Origin of the sequence: Pseudidiomarina sp. CB1, assembly GCF_024752025.1 — a bacterium.
Lineage (GTDB): Bacteria > Pseudomonadota > Gammaproteobacteria > Enterobacterales > Alteromonadaceae > Pseudidiomarina.
This window is the reverse complement of sequence record NZ_JANTPU010000001.1, coordinates 1908840-1925667: the sequence shown is the minus strand read 5'-3', so window position 1 is coordinate 1925667 and position 16828 is coordinate 1908840. Positions and strand designations below refer to the sequence as shown.

The 16828-nt window shown below is 49.8% G+C and carries 17 protein-coding genes; 9 read left to right on the top strand and 8 right to left on the bottom strand.

The genetic code is table 11. From position 1 onward, the window contains the following. Positions 1–77: 77 nt before the first annotated feature. Positions 78–623 (bottom strand): peroxiredoxin, encoded by a 546-nt coding sequence (locus NV375_RS09225; protein ID WP_126772524.1) that lies wholly within the window; start codon positions 621–623, stop codon positions 78–80. 189 nt (positions 624–812) lie between these two features. Here NV375_RS09225 and NV375_RS09220 point away from each other — a divergent pair, with 189 nt between their 5' ends. The 4 genes from NV375_RS09220 to NV375_RS09205 all read left to right on the top strand — a co-directional run bounded on the left by NV375_RS09220 (position 813) and on the right by NV375_RS09205 (position 5518). Then, positions 813–1727, top strand: a complete 915-nt coding sequence (locus tag NV375_RS09220; RefSeq protein ID WP_126772521.1) for a hydrogen peroxide-inducible genes activator — start codon at positions 813–815, stop codon at positions 1725–1727. An 87-nt stretch (positions 1728–1814) separates the two neighbouring features. Then, positions 1815–2966, top strand: coding sequence for a PQQ-dependent sugar dehydrogenase (locus tag NV375_RS09215; RefSeq protein WP_258807907.1), 1152 nt, complete (start codon positions 1815–1817; stop codon positions 2964–2966). A gap of 3 nt (positions 2967–2969) precedes the next feature. Continuing rightward, positions 2970–5012 (top strand): TonB-dependent receptor domain-containing protein, encoded by a 2043-nt coding sequence (locus tag NV375_RS09210; protein WP_258807905.1) that lies wholly within the window; start codon positions 2970–2972, stop codon positions 5010–5012. A 128-nt stretch (positions 5013–5140) separates the two neighbouring features. Beyond that, complete coding sequence (locus NV375_RS09205; RefSeq protein ID WP_258807904.1) at positions 5141–5518, top strand: DUF4168 domain-containing protein; 378 nt, start codon at positions 5141–5143, stop codon at positions 5516–5518. Positions 5519–5622: 104 nt separating this feature from the next. On the opposite strand, the gene NV375_RS09200 is transcribed toward NV375_RS09205, so the two are convergent. Continuing rightward, positions 5623–6303: a type 1 glutamine amidotransferase domain-containing protein gene (locus NV375_RS09200; protein WP_258807902.1), complete on the bottom strand. Its 681-nt coding sequence runs from the start codon at positions 6301–6303 to the stop codon at positions 5623–5625. Positions 6304–6382: 79 nt separating this feature from the next. On the opposite strand from NV375_RS09200, the gene NV375_RS09195 reads away from it, so the two are divergent. The 3 genes from NV375_RS09195 to NV375_RS09185 all read left to right on the top strand — a co-directional run bounded on the left by NV375_RS09195 (position 6383) and on the right by NV375_RS09185 (position 9494). Beyond that, a complete protein-coding gene (locus tag NV375_RS09195; RefSeq protein WP_258807901.1) occupies positions 6383–6880 on the top strand; it encodes a PH domain-containing protein in 498 nt (165 codons plus the stop codon). Next, complete coding sequence (locus NV375_RS09190; RefSeq protein WP_258807899.1) at positions 6873–8387, top strand: PH domain-containing protein; 1515 nt, start codon at positions 6873–6875, stop codon at positions 8385–8387. The genes NV375_RS09195 and NV375_RS09190 overlap by 8 nt, the downstream gene beginning before the upstream one ends. Before the next feature lie 102 nt (positions 8388–8489). Further along, positions 8490–9494 (top strand): hypothetical protein, encoded by a 1005-nt coding sequence (locus NV375_RS09185; RefSeq protein WP_258807898.1) that lies wholly within the window; start codon positions 8490–8492, stop codon positions 9492–9494. Here NV375_RS09185 and NV375_RS09180 read toward each other — a convergent pair. Next, complete coding sequence (locus tag NV375_RS09180) at positions 9491–12073, bottom strand: EAL domain-containing protein (protein ID WP_258807896.1); 2583 nt, start codon at positions 12071–12073, stop codon at positions 9491–9493. The two genes, NV375_RS09185 and NV375_RS09180, sit on opposite strands and share 4 nt — an antisense overlap. A gap of 154 nt (positions 12074–12227) precedes the next feature. On the opposite strand from NV375_RS09180, the gene NV375_RS09175 reads away from it, so the two are divergent. Then, complete coding sequence (locus tag NV375_RS09175; protein ID WP_258807894.1) at positions 12228–12803, top strand: gamma-glutamylcyclotransferase; 576 nt, start codon at positions 12228–12230, stop codon at positions 12801–12803. Here NV375_RS09175 and NV375_RS09170 read toward each other — a convergent pair. Genes NV375_RS09170 through NV375_RS09150 form a run of 5 tightly spaced genes read right to left on the bottom strand, consistent with a single transcriptional unit; the run spans position 12800 to position 16111 of the window. Further along, positions 12800–13138 carry a zinc ribbon domain-containing protein YjdM gene (locus NV375_RS09170; protein ID WP_258807893.1) on the bottom strand — a complete coding sequence of 113 codons (339 nt, stop codon included), beginning with the start codon at positions 13136–13138 and terminating at the stop codon, positions 12800–12802. The genes NV375_RS09175 and NV375_RS09170 overlap by 4 nt on opposite strands. After that, the gene (locus NV375_RS09165) at positions 13135–13611 is read right to left on the bottom strand and encodes a hotdog fold domain-containing protein (RefSeq protein WP_258807891.1); all 477 of its coding nucleotides are present in this window, start codon (positions 13609–13611) and stop codon (positions 13135–13137) included. Before NV375_RS09165 ends, NV375_RS09170 begins: the two co-directional genes overlap by 4 nt. 10 nt (positions 13612–13621) lie before the next feature. Continuing rightward, complete coding sequence (locus NV375_RS09160) at positions 13622–14575, bottom strand: phospholipase A (protein ID WP_258807890.1); 954 nt, start codon at positions 14573–14575, stop codon at positions 13622–13624. A gap of 25 nt (positions 14576–14600) precedes the next feature. After that, positions 14601–15635 carry a trans-acting enoyl reductase family protein gene (locus NV375_RS09155; RefSeq protein ID WP_258807888.1) on the bottom strand — a complete coding sequence of 345 codons (1035 nt, stop codon included), beginning with the start codon at positions 15633–15635 and terminating at the stop codon, positions 14601–14603. Positions 15636–15649: 14 nt separating this feature from the next. Continuing rightward, positions 15650–16111, bottom strand: a complete 462-nt coding sequence (locus tag NV375_RS09150) for a YccF domain-containing protein (RefSeq protein WP_126772485.1) — start codon at positions 16109–16111, stop codon at positions 15650–15652. A gap of 146 nt (positions 16112–16257) precedes the next feature. Here NV375_RS09150 and NV375_RS09145 point away from each other — a divergent pair, with 146 nt between their 5' ends. Beyond that, positions 16258–16740: a BON domain-containing protein gene (locus NV375_RS09145; protein WP_258807886.1), complete on the top strand. Its 483-nt coding sequence runs from the start codon at positions 16258–16260 to the stop codon at positions 16738–16740. The last annotated feature ends 88 nt before the right edge of the window (positions 16741–16828 follow it).

The window sequence follows — 16828 nt, the reverse complement described above, 5'->3', positions numbered from 1 at the left end:
AAGTTCCTCCGTAAAAAAAAGTGCCGCCGAAGCGGCACTCAAAGTGACATCATTAAATGTGGGGGTAATGATGTCGCTTACAGGGTGTCGCCACCGACTGCGCGGTTACATGGGCACAGTTCGTCAGTTTGCAAACCGTCCAAGATACGCAAGATTTCAGCTGGGTTACGACCGACGTTCAGGTTGTTCACCGACACGTGCTGAATCACGCCGTGCGGGTCAACTACGAAAGTTGCGCGCAATGCTACGTTCTCTGCTTTGTCACGCACGCCCAAGCCATCAACCAATGAACCATTGTCAGCGAATGAGTACTGGTTCAAGCTTTTCAGGTCTGGGTGCTCACGACGCCATGCCAACTTAACGAATTCGTTATCGGTGCTGCCGCCCAATACCACTGCATCACGGTCAGCAAATTCTTCGTTCAATTTCGCGAACTCAACGATTTCAGTTGGGCAAACGAAAGTGAAATCTTTCGGATAGAAGAAAATGATTTTCCACTTGCCTGCAAAGCTGTCGTTCGTGATGGTTTCAAACGCGCTCTCGCCATTTTCTTCTGGCATGTTGAAGCCAGGCTTGGCTGCTACAACTGAAAACTCTGGTAATTTATCGCCTACGGTTAACATATAGGTGTACTCCTTGATTAAGCGTTAAGTGTTCAATAAGAAATCGGGTGGCGTTTCGTGTTACGCCAGCTCGGTACGGGGAGAATGATAGGGGGTAGGGTAGATTTGTTAAAACGAATAAAACGGATTATAGTAATCGGAAAATATGATTGAACCTTGAGAATAGGTTCCGACATCGTGGGGGATTCGATGAGTAAGTTACCGAGCTTAAAAAACTTGAGCTATTTGCTGGCGCTGCATCAGCACCAAAACTTTAATCGAGCGGCACAGGCCTGTCATGTCAGCCAGTCAACGCTTAGTAGCGGTATTCAAAACCTAGAAGAGCAATTGGGCTGCCAATTGATTGAACGTGACCATAAATCCTTCTTGTTCACTGGCATGGGCGAAGAAGTCGTCAGGCAAGCGCGTAAAATCCTCACCGAAACTGAAGAGTTACTCCATTTTGCCCAAAGCCAAGGTAAAACCATGGAAGGACCACTGCGTTTAGGTTGTATTCCTACCATCGCGCCGTTCTTGCTTGGTGAACTGAGTAAGTTTGTACATCAGCACCATCCACAGCTGCACCTTAATATTCGCGAGGACACTACTGCCAACCTGTTGCAGTTACTCCGCAACGGTGAACTTGATGTGCTGATTCTTGCGTTACCCATGGATATTCAGGGTAATCAAAGTTACTTGCTAGGTCGCGACCCGTTCAAACTCGTTATGCATAAGTCGCTTGCTGATAACTTGCAAGAACCAGTGGCCTATGATCAATTACCCGACGAGTCGATTTTTTTACTTGAGAAGGAGCATTGCTTAACTGGCCACGCTGTCGCGGCCTGTGAATTAGCCGACTCAAGTAAAATTAACCCGTTTACCGCGACCAGCCTACATAGCCTTGTACAAATGGCTGACGCTGGGCTCGGCGCGACCTTTATCCCGCAGATGGCCATTGACCGCGGTATTTTGAATGGCACTGACCTTGTTGCCTTGCAACCTAAAGGACAGCAAGCGGCTCGCGATATTGGTTTGATTTACCGCTCGACCACCAATCGCCGGCAGACCTTCCGCAAACTCGCGGAAATCATTGCCGACTTGTTGCCTGAACGCACTTTGCAGTAATTCGGTCGCATTGCAGATAAAAAAAGCAATCCAAATCACGAATTTGACTATAGTAATGGGTACGCTACAGAACTTAAGGAGCACACAATGTTGCACAGCATGTTCAAACCCGCCGCTTTAGCCCTCGCTACTGCGAGCCTCGTCTTTGCCAGCAGCGCCAGCGCTGAAACTGCGCAAACGGAACGTCATAAAGTTGAGGCGACCACTATCGCCGAAGGCTTGAGCTTTCCGTGGGGCATTGCCTTTTTACCCAATGGTGATGAAGCCTTGGTCACAGAAAAGTCTGGCACGCTGCGCCGTGTCGGCATGAACGGCGTGATCAGTGACGCCATTACCGGTGTTCCGGATGTCGTTTATAAAAGCCAAGGCGGTCTACTCGACGTGGCTATTGACCCGAACTTTAATGACAACAACTATGTCTACTTAAGTTATTCCGAAGCCGACCCTGCCGGTGGTGAAGGCAACAGCACAGCGGTTGCCCGCGGCAAGTTGATTGGTAATAACTTGCAAGAGGTCGAAGTGATCTTCCGCGGTGCCCCGAAATATAAGAGCGGCGCGCATTTCGGTTCGCGTTTAGTCTTTTCACCTGACGGCTACCTGTTCATTACCTTAGGCGATCGCTATTCCGCCATGGATGATGCCCAGACCTTAGATAACCACCACGGTAAAGTGGTGCGCATTTGGCCAAATGGCACAGTCCCCGAAGACAACCCGTTTGTCGGCAAAGAAGGTGCACTTGATGAGATCTGGTCGTATGGCCACCGTAACGTACAAGGCGCAGCCATCCACCCTGACAGCGGCGAGTTGTGGACCGTAGAGCACGGTCCGAAAGGTGGTGATGAGATCAATATTCCACAAGCTGGCGCGAACTACGGTTGGCCGATCGCCACCTATGGTGTGGACTATGATGGCAGCATCATTAGTGACCAAACTCATGCTGAAGGCACGGTACAACCGCACTATTACTGGTTGCCATCAATTGCGACCTCGAACATGATCTTCTACACCGGTGACGAGTTCCCAGCTTGGCAGGGTGATGCGCTTGTTGCTGCATTAAAAACCATGAAGGTGGCGCGTCTTGATCTTGAAGGTAACCGCGTGATGCACGAAGAATCACTGTTCGAAGATCTCATCAAACAGCGTATTCGTGATATTGAGCAAGGTCCTGACGGGGCCATCTACCTTGTCACCGACGACCGTAACGGCAAACTCATTCGTATTAGCAACGCTGACGAGTAAACTATGCACTCTCCATCGAAGTTAGCGCTGGCTGTGGCCAGCGCTAGTATGGTTTTTCTTTCTATAACTATTCCCGCAAGCTTCGCCCAAGAAGTTGACAATGCGCCGATCGAACGCATTGAGATCACTGCCAATAAGCGTTCTACCACGCAGACAACGCCTGCCGCCGTCACCAACTTAGCCACTGACCAGCAACTTCCCGGCATGCGAATTGACGCTGCCGAGCTACTTGGTGGTATTGCTAGTGTGCAAAGTGACTCGCGCGCCAACTATGCGCAAGATACCCGTATTACCCTGCGCGGTTTCGGTGCGCGTTCAGCCTTTGGCGTACGTGGCGTGTTGTTGCAGCTTGATGGCGTACCGTTAAGTATGCCTGATGGGCAAGCGCAGACCTCCAGTATTCTGTTAGACGAGCCTGATAACATCCAAGTCATCCGTGGTCCATTGGCGGCCTTGTATGGCAACGCCGCTGGCGGTGTCATTGATTGGCGGAGTGCTGCACCGCGAACTACCGCGACACAAATTGATCTGATGGCTGGCGGCAATGACACCCAACGGCTTTTTATCCAACAAGATCTAGTACAAACTGAGAGCGCTTTGCGTTTTGCCGCGGCGACGTTTAGTACCGACGGACCACGCCCGCATAATAGCGCGAAGCGCCACCAAGTGGCGGCACGCTGGTATCAACAGCTGAACGATACCACTCGCCTCGTCGTGCGTCTCGATAATAACAATGCGCCCCACCTTCAGGACCCAAGTTCACTTACGCCAGATGCATGGCGCGCTGACCCTACGCAAACGGTCGAGCGAGCCTTCACCTTTAACACCCGCAAACGCATTCATCACCAACAAGCTTCGGTGAGTATCGAACACGACACCAGTGAACGATCCGCTGCCGCAACATTCTGGCGCGGCTGGCGCGATGTTGAGCAATATCTGCCATTCCCAGGTAGCGACCTTAATGGCGACGGCGCGGTCATCGACTTACGCCGCGATTTTATCGGTATGAACGCCAATTATCAGTGGCGGCCGTTAAATTTGCCGGAGTGGCAGTTTAGTAGTGGCCTACAAATTGCCGAACAGAATGACCGTCGGTTTGGTTACGTCAATGATTTTGGTGAGCGGGGCGACGTGCGCCGCAATGACGACGGCGTGGTGCGCACCAAGTCCGTTTACGGGCTCGCGGAGTGGCAAGTTGCACCGGCGTGGCAATTGCTAGGGGGCTTGCGCTACAACGACACTGAGTTTGCCGTAGATGACTATTATGTCATTCCAGAAAATCCAGATGACAGCGGTGCCGCAGACACGCAAGAAACCAGTTGGATGGTCGGTTTTAATTACGCGCTTAATGACGCACTCTCACTCTATGTGAGTCGCGGTGCTGGCTTTGAAACGCCAACCTTGACCGAGCTTGCGTACCGCAACGACGGTACTGGCTTGAATACCGAACTCGGCCCAGCCAATAACTTACAGTGGGAAGCTGGACTGAAATGGCAAACTAACCTCGCACAAGCGCGCGTGACTTGGTTTGATATTCAAACCAGCAATGAAATCGTCGTCGATCAAAACAACGATGGCCGCACCACCTATGTGAATGCCGAAAACACCTCACGGAAAGGTGTTGAACTCGAGCTGCAAGCGCAATTAGCTGAGCGTTGGAGCACACGAGCCAGTGCCACCTACCTTGATGCTACCTACAGTAATGGCGCCCGCCTGCCCGGCATTGCGCGTCAACAAGCCTATTGGCAGTTGGCGTGGCAACCTAACGAACGTCAACGCCTGCAGCTGGTCGGCGACTATCGTGGTGAAGTCGCCGCCAACGATGCTAACAACGTTTTCGCACCCAGCCATACTCTGTGGCATTTGGGCTATCAATATAGCTGGCGACACGGCAATGTTGAGCTACAGCCATGGCTCAAGCTTCATAATCTGACTGACCGCGACTATGTTGGCTCCGTTGTCGTTAACCAAGGCAGTGGGCGTGCCTTCGAGCCGGGGATTGGTCGTGATATGCAAGCCGGCGTACGCATTCAGTACCTGTGGTAGGTGAAAAAGTAAGCATTTGGTAAGGCCCTTGCGAGCGGCACCTCGCTAATGTTAGGGTCCGCGAGCTACACGCAGCTAAGCTAGAACAGGTTTAGCTGTAAAATTCGCCTCGATGAGGAGACCATATTATGAAAAAACTATTGGTAATGACTGCTGTGAGTGCCTCACTCGCTATCAGTGCAGCAACCGCCGCGCCGATGGTACAGCAAGCCGCTCAAGGTCAAACAATGCAACAGCAGACTCAAGTGGAAATCACCGACACTTTGTTAGAAAAGTTTATCGTAGCCATGAGCGACGTACAGAAAGTCAGCCAAAAATACGGTCAACAATTCCAGAACACCGAAGATCAGCAGAAAAAGCGTGAAATCCAGCAAAAAGCACAGCAAGAAATGCTGGCAGCTGTAAGCGACGCTGGCCTGTCGCCAGATGAGTACAACGCTGTTATTCAACGCGTACAGCAAGATTCTAAATTGCAGAAGCGTCTGCAAGAAATGACATCTGAATAATACCTTCAGATTTCGCCCAACACTTGCAGTTGGACTACATAAAAAGAAAGCCAGCCTTGTGACGGGGCTGGCTTTTTTTGTTTACGATAGCAAGAGGTTGCGGTTTAGTTTTTGAGGCGCTGAATCAATTCACGTGCTACCGCCTCTGAACTCGCAGGATTTTGACCGGTGATTAAATTACCATCTACCACAGCAAGCGGTGCCCAATCATCGGCTTTCTGATAGTTGGCGCCCAGCTCAATGAGTTTATCTTCCAGTAAGAAGGGTACGACCTCAGTTAGCCCTACACCGGCTTCTTCGCCGTTGGTAAAACCGCTGACTTTCTTACCTTTCACTAAGCTTTCACCATGCTGGTCTTTCGCATTGACCAGCACCGCCGGTGCATGACACACCGCTGCAACGGGCTTCCCTTGACGCCAGAACTTTTCGATCAGTTGCAAGGATACTTCGTTATTTACTAAGTCCCACAAAGGACCGTGACCGCCAGGATAAAAGACCGCATCAAAATCGTCAGCGTTTACCTCATTGAGTTTCAATGTCGTCGCCAACTGGTCCATTACCGCTTCATCTTCAAATAAACGTACGGTCGCTGGCGTTTGCGCATCTTCTTGCTGGCTATTCGGATCGATAGGTGGCTGTCCGCCCAACGGTGACGCCAAAGTGATATCAGCACCAGCATCTTTAAATGCATAAAAAGGCGCCGCAAACTCCTCTGCCCAGAAGCCGGTTTTGTGCCCGCTGTCTCCGAGTTTATCGTGCGAGGTCAGAACCATTAAAATTTTCATGGGCTTACTCCTGTATTTTTGCGAGTGTATCTAGTTAAATGGGGTTTCTTATTACGATTTCAAGCAAGGATCTGATCACATGAGCATTGCCTGGGTAGCCCCCGAACCGAGTTACCGCTCTTACTTACAAGTGCGTTCATTACTGTCAATGCTCATCTTAGCTGGTATGGTTGCCGGTGCCTTTTTTACTGGTATTTACCCAGCTGATGTATTCCCGCTTTGGTGGGCTGGGGCGATATGGGCCGCACTCACTTTGTTTTTTAGCGTGTTCTTTGCATCGCGACGTTTTCTCTTTACCGCTTATGCACGCAGCCCTGAAGGTATGCATTTAAAACGCGGCGCGCTGTTCCGCAAAATCCGCGCGGTACCTTTGAATCGCATCCAGCATGTCGAATTCAAGCAATCGTTTTTAGAACGACTGTTTGGCATTGCGCGCTTGGCCATGTATACCGCGGGTAGCGGTGGCGCAGATTTGACCATTCCGGGTTTGGCGCCAGAATTTGCGTTGCAACTCAAAACCGAGTTGTTGACCACCATCGCTAACGAACCTGAGCAGGAAGAAGACAACAATGAGTGAACTTGCTTGGCAACGCACGCCGCTGATCACCATTGCATTCTTTTTACTCAAACAGCTGAAACAGTTCGTCACCAATATTTCGAACTTGATTCCGGTATTGGCGGCCGTTTTTGTTGCGGGTAAGAATGCGGTATGGCTACCGTTTGCTCTTGCTGGCGGTTACCTTGTCTTCACTATTATCAATGCGGTTTTGCAACAACGGTTTTTTTTGTATGCCATTGCCGATGATGCGGTTCATATTCGATCAGGCTTGTTTAACCGCCAGCATTTAACGCTGAAATACGAGCGAATTCAACAGGCTGAAATCCACGAAGCATGGTACTTTCGTCCCTTTAAGCTGACCATCTTGAGTGTTGATAGCGCCGGCTCCGCAGGTAAAGAGGTCATGATCCCAGGGCTAACTATGCCGCTGGCGCAAGAGCTTCGACAACGCATGCTTGAGGCTCATGACGACACAGCGAGCTCGCGCGCTTCCAGTAGCAGTACCTCGTCACAGGACGAAACCGAGCTTGAACAACATTTTCCCGTCAGTGAAATCATTCGTGCGGGGATTATCGACAATAAACTCTTCGTGTTACTCGCGGTTTTGATTTACCCCATTAGCCAATTAGATTTACTCGATGACTACGTCGTGCCCTGGGTGCAAGCAAATGTCTCTTGGCTCAGTGAGGACAATGCCTGGCTACTCGTCAGTGGGGCGGTCGTCGCCGGCTTAGCGATATTGTTTTTGCTGGCGATTATCGTCAGCTTGATTACCTATCATGATTTAAAGCTCAGCATTCGTGGCGAACGATTTCAGGCGAAATCCGGAGCGCTCTCCATCCGTACCCTAAGTTTCAGGTATCCCAAGTTGCAAGCAGTGTATTTGCGCCGTAATTTACGTGCTCGGTTGTTAAAACGTAGTGTGGTTCGAGTAAGCCAATTACAACCGCGACAAGCACAAGGCGGTGCACAACAAGGCGGGCAACAGTTTATTTTGCCAGTGGTCGACGCTGACTTTTTAGCGCGCTTTCGCCTTCTGCTGCGCCTACCCGACAGCGCCCAAGTGCATTGGCAACGCCTCTCCAACTTGGCCTTACTTGGGCCCAGCGTGTGGCTCGGCTTGCTTGCGCCTGTCGCCGCCGGAGTGCTCTTTTTCGCCCTCGATAGCGGTGCTCTAGGGTTAGTGCTAACAGCTCTCGGTTGGTTACTGTTGCAAACGCTAGTGATTTTACGTTGGCGCAACTATGGCTATAGCTTTGTCAGCAGTGACACACAGCCAAAAGAACAATGGTTCGTGGTGCGCCGCGGCATTTTTAGTCGTAATGAAAACTGGTACCCGCGCCACAAAGTACAACAAATCGATGTTGAACAAGGCCCCTGGCTACGCTTGCTTGGTTTTTCGCATCTCGTGCTTCATACCGCTGCCGGTTCGGAGTCCATTGAGTTCTTAGCCCGCGATGAAGCGCTTCGACTGCAAGAAGAGTGGACACAAGAAATTGCCCGAAATCACCGACGCTGGATGTAGTAGACACAGTTTGTAACGCTTCATACTCGCCAATTGGTCAGTTTTTTGCCAATCTAAAAGAGGTGAATGTTTAGCAACAGACCCAAACAGAGGAAACACATCATGTACAGTGATGATGATTTACGCTCCGCCGTTGCTGCGGGCGTGATTAGTGACAAGGACGCCAACGCTCTACGTGATTACGTAGAACGGCAACGCGCCACGCATTTTCAAGACGAAGAACACTTTCGTTTAGTGAGCGGTTTCAACGATATTTTTGTGGTCATTGCTGCAGTGTTAGCGCTTGCCGCATTATGGACGTTGGGTAATCTTGTCGCACCATGGTTAGGCGGTGGCGCCGTTGCTATCGCCAGTTGGCTATTAGCCGAATACTTCACTCGCAAACGACGGATGGCACTACCCTCCATCGTCTTATTATTTGCCTGTCTTGGCGGGGTTTTTGCTGGGGTTTTCATTAGTTTGATGGACATCTGGCAAGAGTCTCCAGTGGTGCCCTTGTTAGCCTTCTTACCCACCACTATTGTGGCCTGTGCGCATTGGTTTCGTTTTCGAGTACCCATTACGCTCGCTGCAGGGGCAGCGACCACCGTAGGTCTAATCGTTTCTTTATTGGCTTGGGCTTTTGCCTTTTCTGATGAGTTACTCAAAGTCATTTTGTTTGTCGCGGGACTCGCGGTGTTTTCGTTAGCCTTGTATTGGGACCGTAGTGACTTAGAACGCCAAACTCGCCGAGCTGATGTGGCTTTTTGGCTGCATTTACTTGCCGCGCCACTCCTCGTCCATCCAATTTTCGTCACCCTTGCGGATAGCGATATGAACGTCGGTTTAGCGCAAGCCATGGTGACTATTTTGGTTTATTTGGTGCTGGCGGGCGTATCCTTGGTCATCGATCGCCGCGCCCTGATGGTATCGGCATTGTCGTACGTCATTTATGTTTTCAGTGCACTGCTCAACAGTTATGGTCTCGTCTCAGTGAGCACGGCATTAATTGGCTTAGTGGTCGGCAGCGGGCTGTTATTACTTGCCGTATTTTGGCATCCATTACGCAGTGCATTGGTGAAAGCATTACCGCAACGTCTCTCAGCAAGCGTTCCGGCTATTCGTTAAACGTCAGAAATCGCCAACGACTGCTTAAAGCGCTCGACCCAATAGGTTGTTGGTTGCGGGCGCCCATACAAGAAACCTTGGAATTTTCGACAGCCAAGTTGACGCAATGCGTCAGCTTGGCTGTCAGTTTCAACACCTTCCGCCACCACTTCTAAGCCTAAACTCTCACCCAAACTAACAATCGTTTCGACGATCACCGCATCATTCGCATCGGTTAATACATCACGAACAAACGACTGATCGATCTTCAGCTGGTAGATGGGCAAGCGCTTCAAATAGGCTAATGAGGCATAGCCTGTACCAAAATCATCGAGCGAAAAGCGCACGCCTAAGCGTCCCAGCTTCGACATCCGCTCTATGGTGAGCTCGACATTGTCAATCAACATATTCTCGGTGATCTCAAGCTCCAAACGGCCAGCAGGGATCTGATAGCGCTGTAAGCAAGATGCCACGTAGTCGACGAACGCAGGTTGTCGAAACTGTTTCGGACTGATGTTAATGGCTAACTGAAGGTTGCTCAGTTGGGCGTCGTTCGCCCACTGCTGCAACAACATACAGGCTTGTTCAATCACCCAATTGCCAAGCGGGACAATCAAACCACTGCTTTCAGCAACCGGTATAAATTCACTGGGCGGCACTTGACCGAACTCTTCATCTTGCCAACGCAGCAAGAGTTCACCACCTGTCACGCTGCCTTCGTTATTCACTTGCGGCTGCAAATAAAGCTCCAATCGACGCTCGTCGATAGCGCGCCGCAATGCCGTTTCCAAATGTAGCCGGCGGTTAATTGACTGCTGCATTTCCGGATTAAATAATCGAATCGATCCGGTACCTAAACGCTTCGCTTCACTTAATGCGAGATCAGCATTCTTTATGGTTTCAGCCGCACCGCCTTTGCTATCAGAGAACATGCTTATACCGATACAGGCAGCAGTTGTATGGCTGCGTACCCCTAAATCTATTGGTTCTTGGATTGCTTCCACCAATTCGTTTGCCAAGCGTCGAGCGGTTAGAATCGCTTCATTACGATCCGAGCCCAAGTCTTCGAGCACGACCACGAAGTCATCGGATCCCAAACGCGCCGCAAAGTCGGTATCCTCAATACTACGCTCTAGACGTTCAGCAACAGCTCGCAGCAGCCGGTCTCCAACAAGGTGACCCATGCTGTCATTGACCAGCGTAAAGTCGATCAAATCGACTGCTAACACTGCACCTTCGAAACCAGTTCGACGGTAACTCGCCAAGGCATGATCCAATTGCTGGATAAGTAACTTACGATTCGCTAAACCGGTAATACCATCGTAATACGCCAGTTGATTAAGCTGTTCTTGAATACGTACATGCTCAGTAATGTCGGTCGATATACCACAGAGTGCATAAATGTTTTCGTTGGCGTCCCGCAGTGGGATCTTCACCGACAAAAATTGCCGAGTTTCACCTTCGCGGGTCGTGTTGTGTTCTTCATCGACTAAACGCTCACCATACTCGATCACTCGTAAATCATTGTCGCGTAGGTATTCCGCGGTAACCTCGTCAAACAGATCGAAGTCCGACTTGCCGATAATCGACTCTTCAGTTTCACCGAAGAGCTCGCACACCCGTTTATTGGCATATCGGTACTTCAACTGTGCATCTTTGACAAAAATATAGGCTTCGACCGAGTTTAAAATCACATTAGAGCGCTGCTCAGTTTCAAGTAACGCCCGCGACTTGCGGACCACTTGATGGCGCAAAAACGCAACGACCAGAATTGCGAAAGCGAGCAAGCCTACTAAGCCGGGGAGCAGCCATGGCGCAAGAGGAGACACTTCAGCAGGGGCATAGACACCCCACTTTTGCATAATCGCGTGGTAAGGCGAATTGGTATCCGCGCGCCACGTTGCCAACCAACGGTCGACGCTATTTAACACCGATCGCAGTTCAGCCTTCGGCGCAGAGGCAAAGAATAAACGGCTTGGCTGAAACATCACCGGCGTTGCCTTCATACCAAGTTCACGCGCTCGCTGATCACCATACAGATGATTCACCGCAACAAGATCAACACGGTCGGCAAGCACCGCGGCAAACCCTTCATCAAACGAACCGACCGGAACAAACCGTACATTGATACCAAAGTTACGTACTAAATTTTGTAAGTAATGGCTTTGCACCGAATCACGCAATACTGCGACTCGCGTGCCATCCAGTTCGATCAAACTTGTCACTGCTCGGCTCGACTGGGCATAAAGCTGTGACCAACTGTGGAGAACAGGAATTTCGTGAAATAGGAAAGCGTCATCACGGGTATCGGTAATCGCAACATCCGGCATAAGGTCGATCTCGCCAGCCGCCAGAAGCTGCAAACATTGCGACCACGAACATGGAACAATCTCAATTTGCCAATCTTCACGATCAGCGATTTCGTAGAGAACTTCGCCGAAAATTCCAGAAAGTTCACCATTTTCGTCGATAGTCACCTTGGGTGGGTTTTCATAAGCACCGACACGAAGTACTTGCTGCGCCGCCACAGGCGACACAGCAAGGAACGCAACAGTGGCAAGTAAGAGTGGCGCTAGATAGGGCCGAACAACAAGCGGCATGCAGATTTTGTTTCCTCGATAGAAGTTACTCTTATCTATAGCAGATAACGCTGTTTTTTGCCCAAAAATTACGTGGTTAGCCAGCGTGTTTTCGCAACTTCCGAAGCGTTTTGTTAGACTGGTTTTCTCCTTCGTCGCAGGTAAAGAATCCGCTATGTCGCATAACACTATCGCTATTAATCAGCAGCAACAGCCTCTTGATCACCTCGAAAGCGTTTGGTTGTTTGGCTATGGTTCTTTGATTTACAAGGCCGACTTTCCCTATCTACAAAGCCATCCTGCGGTTATTCACGGCTGGCAACGACGTTTCTGGCAAGGCTCCCATGATCATCGAGGTACGCCCGAAGCTCCGGGGCGTGTGGCAACCCTCATTGCAGTTCCCGAGGCTCGATGTGCGGGAATGGCTTACGAAGTTACCCCTGACGTATTCGCCCACCTTGATCATCGTGAAAAGAATGGTTATCTGCGTTTTTTCACGACCTTTGCATGGCTTGATGAACCCGCAACCGTCGAAGGCTTAGTGTACGTTGCGGGACCTGATAACGCGGCGTACTTAGGCCCAGCAAGCGAAGCTGAAATTGCCACACAGATTGCCAACTCGGCGGGGCCAAGTGGGCCAAACAGTGAGTATTTGCTGAAACTTGCGGATGCTTTAAGAGCGTTGGGCGAACACGACGAACACGTGTTCACCATTGAAGCGGAATTAAAAAAGCTACTGGAGCAAGGTTAGGCTTTCTTCACAAACTCGGTTTTGAGCTTCATTGGGCCTATGCCATCGATTTTACAGTCAATATCGTGGTCACCTTCGTCAGTAAGGCGAATGTTTTTGACTTTGGTACCGACTTTTACCACCAGCGATGAGCCTTTCACTTTTAAGTCCTTGATGACCGTGACGGTATCACCATCAACCAGTTCATTACCGTTCGCGTCACGATAAACCTTTTGTGCTGGTGCTGTTTGCTCGTTGGCGGACCATTCATGCGCACACTCGGGGCAGACCAGCATTGGACCATCTTCGTAGGTATAGGGCGAATCGCACTTCGGACAAGCTGGCAGTTGGCTCACGTTGGGTTCCTTTTCGGTTTGGCGGAAATATAGATAATAATTTCGCCGACAATGACCGCTGTGCCATCTGCACGAAACCCCTTCACTTGCACGGGTAAGTCACCTTCACGCCAAGCATCGGCAGGGGTCTCTGCGATGATGCGAATATCACTATCGGCTTTAGCCGTGTAGTTTACTGTCATTCCCTTGGGGATCCAACGCAAATGCTTGGGGATGCTCGCTTCTGCTAAAGCTCCCATGGCCATTTCGAGGCCATTGCATAGCGCAATGGCATGTACCGTACCAATGTGATTTTCAACCGCCTTGCGCTTCTTAAAGCGCAACTCGCAGAAATTCGGCTGTAATTCCGTTATCAGCGGTTTGATACTGCGGAAATAAGGCGCTTTTCGCGCAAACACCGCACTAAATAGCTGCCGTCCAAACGGATAACGTAAACACTTGTGGTAAAGCTTTAATAGATAATTTTCACTCATTACCTAAGCCTTAGATATTCAACAACAAAAAGCCAATGCCAATACGGTTTTGGCGGTGATTATAGTCAATTAACGTTTCGCCATAACCCGAGAAAAATTGAATATAAAAGCGCAGTCCATCAGGCTTATTGCTGTTAACGGGATGGGTAAAGTCCAGTTGCCATGAACCGCGATCCCACGACAACTCGCGCGTGATTCGAGTCACACTGTAGGTGCTCAGATCATTGCGCCAAGAAAAGCGATTCTCAAAATTGCCACGAAAGCGAATCAAATCAGGATTGTCGTCCTCATCGCCGGTTTCATTGACTCGTTGCTTATAGGTGGTTTCCCATAATAAATCCCCCCATTGCACCGCACCGCCAAAGTGGAAATAGTTCCAACTGCGCGAGTCAGGTTTCGTTTGACCATTGGACTCATGCGCAAAACCTACTTTGGCAAAGCGTACTTTAGCTGGGCCGGGAATAAAGTCTAAATCATCAGACCAGGGAACAATATAAAAAACATCCGGATTATAGTTGGTGCTCCGAAACGGCGATGACTCATCGCCATTCCAAGCTTGCCATAACGACGTCTGCGTGTACGACACCCACAAGTCAGCGTTCGGCAACAGCAAGTTTTCGAATAACTTGGTTCGTAACGAGATTTGTAGCTTCACCTCGTTCGGTTTGTAGCTATTAAGCGTATCTGAAGATGGCCCACGCGAGGGTGACTCCGGCTGCGTGTTAATCTCCGAACTATGGTGGATCGGCAAAATAAAGTTCGGTTCGTAGGTGCGTAGCTGAAAGATACCACGCTTATGCTCTTCATCAAGCTCCCATAGACGACTGACTAAATCCTCGGTATCAAACTCTTGCCAAGTTAAACCTTTACTTTGTTGTGGTTCTTCGTTTGCCGCATCATCGGCAACAGCCGACGTACTCATCAAACCCACCCCAAGCACTAGCGCACTCACCCATAAACGCATGGTTTGCTTTCCTTCTTCGCCGAAATTAGTCCGTCACTCGATAACGCTCGATAAGTTCCGCGCCACAAAGCTTGGCCGGAGTGTAATAACCACCCTCAGGATTATGTTCAAGTAACCACAATGTCACATCAACCGCACCACGACTGGTAAGCTTATAGCCATTCATTACCTTTTCACGCTTACTGATCACTTTGCCCTCGGCATTGGTGGCTTCACCCCATACAAAAGTATGAGCTTGTTCAAGCTGCTTTTCGCTGGGCCCAGCGGGTTGTTGCTCGATCTTTTTCTCGAGCCAGTTCTTCATCCACTCGAAACGTAACAACCAACGGAAGTAATTCATGCGTTTTAAGCGTTTCACCAGATTAGGCGAGGCCGGAATATAAACTTCGATCGAGCCGATCCCGGTTGTGTAATAAGCGGTTGAAACATCTCCCCAAGGGATCGTCATCGCCAGCTTTTCGCCGTTACCAAAATCGATTTTGCGCGTCTTATACGCTAGTGGCACCGTTTCGATAATGCCGTTACGCCGCACAGCGCCGCCTTCACCTAGTCGTCGAACGCTGGTTTTTGCCGTACCGCGACTCATGCGTGATGCAGAATCGAAACCCAGCGTCAGCGCTGTAGCATCGGGCATCTCGGCCTTCAATTGTGCGGCAACACAGTCAGTGGGAATCACATCGAAGCCAACACCAGGGCAGAGCACCACATTCGCTCGCTTTGCCTCATCATGTTTACTATGTGCCAACTCGAATACAGCTAACTCCCCAGTGATGTCTAAATAATGCGTGCGCGTCGCGATACAAGCATCCATCATCGGCGCAGCAGTCACGTCAAATGGCCCTGCACAATGCACGACCACCTGTTGTTCAGCCAAGGCCTGGCGCAAGGCAACAGGGTCTTCAAGATTTACGACTTGATAAGGCAATTCGAGTTTATCGGCAACAGCTTTTAACTTTTTTTCATTGCGTCCAGCAAGTAACGGCGTTTGCCCACATTCTTTAGCGTATGCCGCCACCAACTCGCCGGTGTAGCCGTAAGCCCCGTAGATCATCCACGACATGTTGTTCTCCTGATTTACTTTTCGTTACGTACTTTATTGACGTATGACTCAGCATTTTTTTGCCGCGCGGCTTTCGCTACTTCTTTCGGAACGATCGTCTGGCCAATCGGCAACAAGGCGATCATGGCTAGCTTCAAATGTTGGATGCCAAACGGAATACCAATAATGATAATAAACATTCCTAGTGCAGCGACTAAATGACCAAGCGCCAGCCACCAACCAAAGAAAATAAGCCACAGGATATTGCCGATGGAACCAAAAATACCGGTACCAATATCCGTTCGTTGAGTGAGTTCGCGCCGACTCATCGCCTCATAACCGAACGGTAAAAATGCAAACCGACCAATAACAAAGCAAGCTTTACCCCAAGGAATACCGATAATTGAGATAAAAGCGATTAATCCGGCCAGCCACCAGCCAAGGCCCATGACAAACCCACCAAAAATCAACCAAAGTATATTACCGAGAAGCGCCATTCGTTACCTCGTTATTTTTAAAACTTTAACCACTTAACTTTCGCAGAATCTCAGAGTAACGCAAATTCAGGGTAAATAATCTCGCAAAATTGTAAATACGAGCTACATTTAACAACGGAAGTTAACTAAAAACAGGGGGTTATTAGATGAAAAACATGAATCGTTTAGCTTTATTGGCGTTATTTTCGAGTTTGACCCTAGCGGCGTGTAGCCAAGCCGAGCAAGAGTCGGCAGAGAATCAAACCGAACAAGCGATGGAGCAAACTGAAGCAGCAGCAAATGAAGCCGCTCAAGAAACCGAGGAAGCTGCTGAAAAAGCCGCTGATGCCGCTGGTGATGCTTGGGATGAAACCAAAGATGCTGCTGGTGATGCATGGGACGAAACCAAAGAAGCTGCCGGTGAAGCGGGCGACTTTTTAAGCGATGCAGCCATTACCGGCCGCGTCAAAGCTGCACTGGTTGAAGCAGACCAGATCGAAGCCATGAACATCAATGTGGAAACCATCGATGGTCACGTGGTTTTAAGTGGTATTGTTGCGAGCGCAGACATTGCGGATCTTGCGGCGCAAATCGCTGAAGGTATTGAAGGCGTGCAATCCGTTGAAAACGACATCGAAGTACAAAACTAAGTGTATCGATAGAAAACTAACAGCAATTGATTGATCTAAAAAGTCCGTATTCGGTTATGCTGAATACGGACTTTTTTTATGGAGGTTG